We start from the raw sequence: 8589 nt of genomic DNA, 5'->3' as shown, positions 1-8589 counted from the left end.
CGTTCGGCTTTCGCTTTTCGGCCTTTCCGACTCTATCAGATCCGCTTTCGTTCCGTTGCCGGTCCGAATTTGTTTCCGATTCCCCGTCGGAGGGGGTTTGTTCGCGCCTTTCGGCGTGATCACTACTTTAGCGGAATTCCTCGTCGGCACATAATCGCGCCGCGGTCCGAATTCCGGCATGCCAAAATTCTTCCCGGTGAGGGGCCGTGCAGTAGTGGTGTGCCGCGAAGCGGCGGGATGGTTGCCTGGGGCCGGTCGGCTCCGTGGCAACTCGGAGGACACTACACGAGGGGGTGGGGTTGTTCAAACCCGTGCCGGGCAGGGGGTTGCCGAGTAGCTTGGGCCCCATGACTACGCATGCGCTCGTACAGCAGTGGTGGCTCGCCTGACGGCGGCCGACCAGCGCATGCATGACCACGGCCGCCGCTTCGGCGGCCGTTCGCGTATCCCCCTCTCGTAGCCGGCCGGGGAACTATCTCGGGGCGATGCGGCGGTGGGTCGCAACGCTGCTGCTGGCGGCGGGGCTCGATCCGGAGCTGTGCACGGTGTTTGTGCAGAGCCAGGTGGATGAGCATGTGCGGCTGTCGTATCTGATGGAGTGCACGGCCTCCGAGGGGGAGGTGCGGAGCGTGATCCAGTACGAGGAGAAGGCCGCGCGGGAGCGGGCGCGGGGCGGGAGTGTGCCGCTGTCGCTGCTGACCCGTCCGGTGCTGAGGGCGGTGGACATCCTGGCGTACGGGACACGCGGGGCGTTGAAGAAGGACGCGGCGGAGGTGGTGGTGGAGGGGCTGCGGCCGGTGCGGAAGCGGCATGCGGAGCTGGCCGCGGATCCTTCGTATGTGGAGGAGGTGCTTCGGGTGGGTGCGGAGCGGGCTCGGGGGCTGGCCAGGCCGCGGGTGGATGCGGCGTATCGGGCCGTGGGGCTGCTGGCGTAGGCGCGGGGCCGGTGGGGTGGCCGGTGTGTGGGCCGGCGACCCCACCGTGGGGTGGCCTAGCCGTTGCCGGTGGCCAGTTCGCGGCTGCGGTCGCGGGCGGCTTCCAGGGCGGCGATCAGGGCGGCGCGGACGCCGTGGTTTTCGAGTTCGCGGATGGCGTTGATGGTGGTGCCGGCCGGGGAGGTGACGTTCTCGCGGAGTTTGACGGGGTGTTCGCCGCTGTCGCGGAGCATCACGGCGGCGCCGATGGCGGCCTGGACGATGAGGTCGTGGGCCTTGTCCCGGGGCAGGCCGAGGAGGATGCCGGCGTCGGTCATGGCCTCGACGAGGAAGTAGAAGTAGGCCGGGCCCGAGCCGGAGAGGGCGGTGGCGGCGTCCTGCTGGCTCTCGGGGACGCGGAGGGTCTTGCCGACGGTGGAGAAGATCTCCTCGGCGAGGGTGAGGTGGGCGGCGCTGGCGTGGCTGCCGGCGGAGATGACGGACATCGCCTCGTCGACGAGGGCGGGGGTGTTCGTCATGACCCGGACGACCGGGGTGCCGGCGGTCAGGCGCTCCTCGAAGTAGGAGGTGGGGATGCCGGCTGCGCCGCTGATGACCAGGCGGTCGGCGGGGACGTGCGGGGCGAGCTCCCGCAGGAGGGTGCCCATGTCCTGCGGCTTGACGGTGAGGATGAGGGTGTCGGCGGACTTGGCGGCCTCGGCGTTGCTGACGGCCTCCACGCCGTAGCGGGTGCGCAGCTGCTCGGCGCGCTCCTGGCGGCGGGCGGTGACCAGGAGGTCGGAGGGCGCCCAGCCGCCTCGGATCATTCCGCTGAGCAGGGCTTCGCCGATTTTTCCGGTGCCGAGTACGGCGACCTTCTGGGTCATGCTGCGGTTCACCTCGCCGGTGGTGCCTGGTCGGTTACGCCGTCATCCTCGCACCTGGGGGGTGTGCGGGGCGGCCGCGTTCCGAGGGCCAAGACGGTGTCACCTCGTACGGCGGCGGAGGGTGGCGGCGCCGAGGGCGAGGGTGAACAGGGCGCAGCCGGCGACGACGAGCGTGTCGCGGAGGAAGTCGCCGGTGATGTCGGGGTGTTGGAGGACCTCGTTCATGCCGTCGACGGCGTAGGACATCGGCAGGACGTCCGAGAGGGCTTCGAGGGCCGGGTGCATGGTGTCGCGCGGGGTGAACAGGCCGCAGAGCAGGAGCTGGGGCATCAGGACGGCGGGCAGGAACTGGACGGCCTGGAATTCGGAGGCGGCGAAGGCCGAGACGAACAGGCCCAGGGCGGTGCCGAGGAGGGCGTCCAGGACGGCGACGAGCAGGAGCAGCCAGGGCGAGCCGGTGATGTCGAGGCCGAGGACCCACAGGGACAGGGCCGTGGCGAGGGCGGACTGGACGACGGCCAGCAGGCCGAAGGCCAGGGCGTAGCCGCCGATCAGGTCGGCCTTGCCGAGCGGCATGGCGAGCAGGCGTTCCAGGGTGCCCGAGGTGCGTTCGCGCAGGGTGGCGATGGAGGTCACCAGGAACATCGTGATCATCGGGAAGATGCCGAGGAGGGCGGCCCCGATGCCGTCGAAGGCCTCCGGGCGGGCGTCGAAGACGTAGCGGAGCAGGGCGGTCATCACGCACGGGACGACGAGCATCATCGCGAGGGTGCGCGGGTCGTGGCGCAGCTGGCGCAGGACCCGGGCGGCGGTGGCGAGGGTGCGCGACGGGGAGAGCGGCGCGGTGGTCCTGCGGGGGGCCGCGGCGGGTGCGGTGGTGGTCATCGGGCCGGCTCCTCGGTGGTCGTGGTGGTGGTGTGCCGGCCGGCGGCCTCGTCGACGAGGTGGAGGAAGGCGGCCTCGACGGTGGGCGCGCCGGTGCGCTCGCACAGGGCGTGCGGGGTGTCCTCGGCGAGGAAGCGGCCGTCGCGCATCAGCAGGAGGCGGTCGCAGCGCTCGGCCTCGTCCATGACGTGGGAGGAGACCAGGAGGGTGGTGCCCCGGTCGGCGGCGAGGGTGCGGAAGAGGTGCCACAGGTCGCGGCGGAGTACGGGGTCCAGGCCGACGGTGGGTTCGTCGAGGACGAGGAGTTCGGGGGCGCCGAGGAGGGCCACCGCGAGGGAGACGCGGCTGCGCTGGCCGCCGGAGAGGCGGCCGGCGAGGGCGTCGGCGTGGCGGGTGAGGTCGACGTCCGCGAGGGCGCGGGCGACGCTCTCGCGGCGGCGGTCGCGGGCGGCCCGGCCGGGGTGCCGGACGACGGCGAAGTAGTCGAGGTTCTGGCGGACGGTGAGGTCGTCGTATACGGACGGGTGCTGGGTGACGTAGCCGGTGCGGGCGCGTGCCCGGGGGTCGCCCGCGGGGTGACCGAGGACTTCGAGGGTGCCGGTGACGTGGGCCTGGGTGCCGACGACGGCGCGCAGGAGGGTGGTCTTCCCGCAGCCGGAGGGGCCGAGCAGGCCGGTGATCCGGCCGCGCGGGAGGTGGCAGGTGAGGGCGTCGAGGACGGTGCGGCCGCCGCGGACGACGGTGAGGTCACGGGCGTGGACGGCGGGGCCGGTGGCGCCGCCGTCACCATAATTCATCATGCGATGAATAATGGGCCGGGCAAGGTGGCGCGTCAAGGGTTAGGCCATTCGAGTGACAACGCGGCGCAGTGGCGCGGGATACAGCGCGTTGAAGCTTGGAGCGCGCTCCGGCGGTCGCCGGCGCGAACGGAAGCGTTCCGTCCTGTCCGATAACCCCACGTTTACAGGGCGGTTACATATCGAGTTGCGGTGCGGCCTGTCCGGCTCGACACAATGGGGTGACCTGTCCAGCCGCGCCGGAAGGGGCGACGATGGCGAAGATCCAGCAGGTCGGCCGCCTCGGCCGGCTTCTGTTGATCCTCTTGGCCGTCGTGCTGGCCCTGCCGACCGCCGCCGACGGCGCGTACGGAGGCGCCGCGGCGGCCGCGCCCGCCAGGAACAGCTCCTCCGGCGCCGGTTCCGAGGGCGCCGCCCCGGTCGCGTCGGACCCCGCCGAGGACCCGGAGATCGTCTCCGGCCGCTGTCAACCGCGCCGGGGCGGCCGCTCCGCGGCCACGGTCTGCGCGCCCGCCCCGCCGGGCACGCCCGTGTCGACCGCCGCTCCCGCCCGCACCGCAGGCGGGTCGGCGGTGGCCGCGCCGCTGACCGGCCGCCAGGCGGTGCCCGTGTCGAGATCGGGCGAACTGCCGGTCCAGCACCTCGTCTTCCGCTGCTGAGAGCGGAGAGCTGCCCCAGGGTCTTCCCCGGCCCGCGCATCCGACGGATCCAGCCGTCATCTCGCATCACCCTTCATGGCGCGCGCCGCACGGCGCCGCGCGGCGGCCGGCGACAGCAGGCCGACCGGGCCCCGTGCGCCTGCTTGTCGTGCCCGCACCCAAGCCTGTGCACGTGCCCGTAGCCGGGCCTGTGCTCGTGCTCGTGCGTGCGCCACCGCATCTCGCACTCGCTGGAGGCATGCTCATGCGTAGGTTCCGTGTTGCCCGCCACCGCCCGTCCCGGCAGTCCATACCTGCTTCTGCCCCCCGCTCCGCCCGCTCGGCGCCGCGGACTTCGTTCGCCGTCTGGCGCGCCGACTTCACCGCCTCTCTCGTCGTCTTCCTCGTCGCCGTCCCGCTGTGTGTCGGGGTGGCCGTCGCGTCCGGGGTGCCGGCCGAACTCGGCCTGGTCACCGGGATCGTCGGCGGTCTGCTCACCGGTCTGCTGCCGGGCAGCAGCCTGCAGGTCAGCGGGCCGGCCGCCGGGCTGACCGTGCTGGTCTACGAGGCCGTGCAGGAGTACGGCCTCGGCGCGCTGGGCGCGCTGGTGCTGATCGCCGGCGTGCTGCAGCTGGCCATGGGGGCGCTGCGGCTGGGGCGCTGGTTCCGGGCCATCTCGGTCGCGGTCGTCCAGGGGATGCTCGCGGGCATCGGACTGGTGCTGATCGCCGGGCAGTTGTACGCCCTGGCGGACGCCGAGGCGCCGGGCGGCGGGCCGGCCAATCTGGCCGGGCTGCCCGGGCTCGCGGCGGACACCGCCGGGTCCAGCGAGGCGCTGACGGCGCTGGCCATCGGCGCGTCGACCATCGCGCTGCTGGTGCTGTGGCCGCGGTGGCGCAGCGCGGCACGGGTGCTGCCGGCGCCGCTGGTGGCGGTGGCGCTGGCGACCGCCGGGGTGTTCGTCTGGGACCTGCGGGTGGCGCGGGTCGAAGTGCAGGGCCTGCTGGACGTCGTACAGCCACCGGGCGGGGCGGACTTCGCCCGGCTGGCGGAGGCGGGGGCGGTGGCCGGTGCGCTGGGCACCGTGCTCGCCTTCACCCTGATCGCGTCGGCGGAGTCGCTGTTCAGCGCGGCCGCGGTGGACCGGCTGCACGACGGGCCGAAGACCGACTACGACAAGGAGCTGATGGCGCAGGGCGCCGGCAACACGGTGTGCGGGCTGCTGGGTGCGCTGCCGATGACCGCGGTCATCGTCCGCAGCGCCACGAACGTGCGGGCCGGGGCGCGGACGAAGGCCTCCCGGGTGCTGCACGGGGTGTGGCTGCTGCTCTTCGCGGCGGCCTTCCCGGCGGCGCTGGGCGCGATTCCGATCGCGGCGCTGGCCGGCGTACTGGTGCACGCCGGGTGGAAGTTGCTCCCGGTGAAGGAGTGGCGCCCGCTGTGGCGGGAGCACCGGGGGGAGGCCGTGGTGCTGGCGTCGACCGCGGTGGCGATCGTGGCCACCAACATGTTCGAGGGCGTGCTGCTGGGGCTGCTGATGGCGATCGCCAAGTCGGCGTGGGAGACCTCGCAGGTGCACCTGGAGATCGTGGGACTGGAGGAGCCCGAGGGGGCGCCCGTGTACGGCCCCCGTCGCCCCGTCCGCGTACGGGCCCTCGGCAATGCCACCTTCCTGCGGCTGCCCAAGCTCCTCGACCAGTTGGAGGCGCTGCCCCGGGACCGGGAGGTAGAGCTGGACCTGTCCGGGCTGCGCCATCTCGACCACGCGTGTGCGGCCGCGCTCGGCAACTGGGAGGAGCAGCGCCACGGCCCGGAGGGGACCGCGCGGCGCACCGCGTCATCCACCGCCCCGTAATGTGCCGCAACCGGTAACGGAGGGGCGTAGCAGCGGAAATGACCGTAGGGTCGGGGAGCTTGTGATCACCGACCCGAGGAGCGCTGTGAACCGTCGGCCCCTTCGCTGCTGCGGCGCGACCGCCGCGCTGTCCGTCGCCCTGCTGCTGTCCTCGTGCACAAGCGCCGCCGTGAGTGCCACGGGGGCGGCGGGCAGCGGCGGGGTGGGCGACCCGCTCTTCCCGGCGCTCGGCAACGGCGGCTATCAGGTCAGCCACTACGGGCTCGATCTCGACTACGACGTGCGGCGCCGACACCTGGACGCCACCGCCGAGATCACCGCCCGCGCCCAGCAGGACCTGCGCTCGTTCAAGCTGGATCTGCAGGGGCTGCGGGTGTCCGCCGTCCGGGTCGACGGCGAGGACGCCGTGTTCTCCCGCAAGGGGCACAAGCTGACGGTGACGCCGGCCGGGGGGATCGCGAAGGGCGCGCGGTTCCGTACGACCGTCGACTACAGCGGGACTCCGCAGGAGATGAAGGACCCGGACGGGTCGACGGAAGGGTGGGTCAAGACCGCCGACGGGGCGTTCGTCTCGGGTGAGCCGGCCGGGGCCATGACGTGGTTCCCCGGCAACAACCACCCGGGGGACAAGGCCGCCTACGACTTCACCATCACCGTGCCGCAGCGCTACACCGCCGTCGCCAACGGGGAGCTGCGCTCGTCGAAGACCGCCAAGGGGAAGTCCACCTTCCGCTGGCACAACCCGCAGCCGATGGCCACCTACCTCGCCACCGCCACCATCGGCAGGTTCAACGTCCGCACGTCCCGTACGGCCGACGGGCTGCCGCTGTACGTCGCGGTGGACCCGGCGGAGGAGAAGGCGAGCAAGGGGCCGCTGGAGCGGCTGCCGGAGATCATCAAGTGGGAGAGCGGGCTGTTCGGCACCTACCCCTTCTCCTCGGCGGGCGCGATCGTCGACCGCACCCCGGAGCGGATCGACTGGTACGCCCTGGAGTCCCAGACCAAGCCGGTCTACGCCGGGGCGCCGGACACCGCGACCGTGGTGCACGAGATGGCCCACCAGTGGTTCGGCGACTCGGTGACGCCGAAGACCTGGCAGGACACCTGGCTCAACGAAGGCTTCGCGACCTACGCCGAGTGGCTGTGGGAGGAGCACGAGGGCGGCCGGACGCCGCAGCAGCAGTTCGCCGCGCTCTACGAGGACGGCGCGGACACCGAGCGCTGGGAGTTCCCGCCGGGCAAGCCCGGCAAGGCGAAGAACGTGACCGGGACGCCCGTCTACGAGCGGGGCGCGATGGTGCTCCAGCAGCTGCGCAAGGCCGTCGGCGACAAGACGTTCTTCAAGATCCTCAAGGAGTGGCCCGCCGAGTACCGCCACGCCAACGCCGACACCAAGGACTTCATCGCCTTCTGCGAGGCGCGCACGGACGTGGATCTGACCGATCTGTTCGCCGACTGGCTCTACGGCAAGGGCAAGCCGGACTGGGAGTACTGAGCGGGGCGCAGGGGCCGAGGCAGTGGCCGCGTCCTCGGGCGTCTCACCAGTGGTCGAGGATGCCGAGGTGGCCGAGCTTGTCCGGGTTGATGACGGCGTCCACCTCGGTGATCCGCCCGTCATGGACGGTGAAGGCGTGTCATGGCCCGCTCCTTCGGTGTCGTACGCGGCGCCGTCCGCCGCAGGTGCGGGCTTATGACGAGGCGGGCGGCCGGAGTGTGACGGTGAGGTCGAGCGCGTAGGCCTCCTCGACGGTGCCGTCGGGAAAGACGTCCAGGAGGGCGGCGCGTTCGTCCGCGAGGACGGGGGCGGCGGCCGCCGGGCCGATCGCGGCGAAGTAGGAGCGGCTGCCGAGCATCGCGAGGTGGGTGTCGAGGGGGACCCGCCGGGTCCAGTGCAGGACGCGCGCTACGGGGCGCAGGCCGAGGCCGAGACCGCGGATCAGGTCGGGGGCCTGTGGTGCCACGCTGTGGGCGTGGTAGCCGGGGAGCCGGCGGGCGAGGCGGGCCTCCTGTTCGGCGGCCCAGGCGACGCCCGGGTCGGGGATGTTCCACCACAGGGCGAGCGCGCCGCCGGGCCGCAGCACCCGCATGGCCTCCGGGACCGAGCGCGCCGGGTCGGTCCAGTGCCAGGCCTGGGCGTAGCCGACGAGGTCGAAGCCGGCGTCGTCGGCGAACGGCAGCGCGTCGCCGAGTGCGCGGACGAGCCGGGTGCCCGGGTGTGCGGTACGCAGCTCGGCGGCCATCCCGGCGCCGGGCTCCACGGCGGTGACCCGGGCGCCGCGCGCGGTGAGCAGCCCGGTGGCGATACCGGTTCCGGCCCCGACGTCCAGCACCCGCGCCCCGGCCAGCGGCCGCCCGGCCAGCTCCTCGACGGCGTCGAACAGGGCCGGCGGATATCCGGGGCGGGCCGCCGCGTACTGGGCAGCCACGGCGTCGAAGGAGCGGGCGAGCCGGGCGGGGGCCGGCGGCGCGGAGGGCCGCGGGGGCCGCTGCGGCTCCTTTGGGCGGGGACGGCGGGCAGCGTGGGTCATACGGCCACCCTGCACCACGGGAGGGGTCCCTGACCGACCAACGGGCCGGAAGACGCGGCCCGTTGGCCGCCCGGTGTGCCGCGGG

General features: G+C 73.0%; 9 protein-coding genes. 4 read left to right on the top strand and 5 right to left on the bottom strand.

Features of this window, described 5'->3' with window-relative positions:
- A partial coding sequence (locus tag ACWD6P_RS31910; protein ID WP_451447667.1) for a hypothetical protein occupies positions 1 to 180 on the bottom strand: 180 nt, incomplete at its 3' end.
- 230 nt (positions 181 to 410) lie between these two features.
- Here ACWD6P_RS31910 and ACWD6P_RS31905 point away from each other — a divergent pair.
- A complete protein-coding gene (locus ACWD6P_RS31905; RefSeq protein WP_451447666.1) occupies positions 411 to 935 on the top strand; it encodes a hypothetical protein in 525 nt (174 codons plus the stop codon).
- Between the two features lie 56 nt (positions 936 to 991).
- Here the strand turns inward: ACWD6P_RS31905 and proC are convergent, their stop codons facing one another.
- The 3 genes from proC to ACWD6P_RS31890 all read right to left on the bottom strand — a co-directional run bounded on the left by proC (position 992) and on the right by ACWD6P_RS31890 (position 3486).
- On the bottom strand, positions 992 to 1801 hold the full coding sequence (proC, locus tag ACWD6P_RS31900) for a pyrroline-5-carboxylate reductase (RefSeq protein WP_451447665.1): 810 nt from the start codon (positions 1799 to 1801) through the stop codon (positions 992 to 994).
- A 99-nt stretch (positions 1802 to 1900) separates the two neighbouring features.
- The gene (locus tag ACWD6P_RS31895) at positions 1901 to 2686 is read right to left on the bottom strand and encodes an ABC transporter permease (protein WP_451447664.1); all 786 of its coding nucleotides are present in this window, start codon (positions 2684 to 2686) and stop codon (positions 1901 to 1903) included.
- Positions 2683 to 3486, bottom strand: coding sequence for an ABC transporter ATP-binding protein (locus tag ACWD6P_RS31890; RefSeq protein ID WP_451447663.1), 804 nt, complete (start codon positions 3484 to 3486; stop codon positions 2683 to 2685). The genes ACWD6P_RS31895 and ACWD6P_RS31890 overlap by 4 nt, the downstream gene beginning before the upstream one ends.
- 251 nt (positions 3487 to 3737) lie before the next feature.
- On the opposite strand from ACWD6P_RS31890, the gene ACWD6P_RS31885 reads away from it, so the two are divergent.
- The 3 genes from ACWD6P_RS31885 to ACWD6P_RS31875 all read left to right on the top strand — a co-directional run bounded on the left by ACWD6P_RS31885 (position 3738) and on the right by ACWD6P_RS31875 (position 7471).
- Positions 3738 to 4142, top strand: coding sequence for a hypothetical protein (locus ACWD6P_RS31885; RefSeq protein WP_451447662.1), 405 nt, complete (start codon positions 3738 to 3740; stop codon positions 4140 to 4142).
- Positions 4143 to 4386: 244 nt separating this feature from the next.
- A complete protein-coding gene (locus tag ACWD6P_RS31880; RefSeq protein ID WP_451447661.1) occupies positions 4387 to 5976 on the top strand; it encodes a SulP family inorganic anion transporter in 1590 nt (529 codons plus the stop codon).
- 85 nt (positions 5977 to 6061) lie between these two features.
- Complete coding sequence (locus ACWD6P_RS31875; protein WP_451447660.1) at positions 6062 to 7471, top strand: M1 family metallopeptidase; 1410 nt, start codon at positions 6062 to 6064, stop codon at positions 7469 to 7471.
- Between the two features lie 193 nt (positions 7472 to 7664).
- On the opposite strand, the gene ACWD6P_RS31870 is transcribed toward ACWD6P_RS31875, so the two are convergent.
- On the bottom strand, positions 7665 to 8504 hold the full coding sequence (locus ACWD6P_RS31870) for a class I SAM-dependent methyltransferase (protein WP_451447659.1): 840 nt from the start codon (positions 8502 to 8504) through the stop codon (positions 7665 to 7667).
- Positions 8505 to 8589 lie beyond the last annotated feature (85 nt).

The organism is Streptomyces sp. NPDC002446, assembly GCF_053595675.1.
Note: the sequence above shows the minus strand (reverse complement) of the source record. Positions and strands in the feature narration are given on the sequence as shown.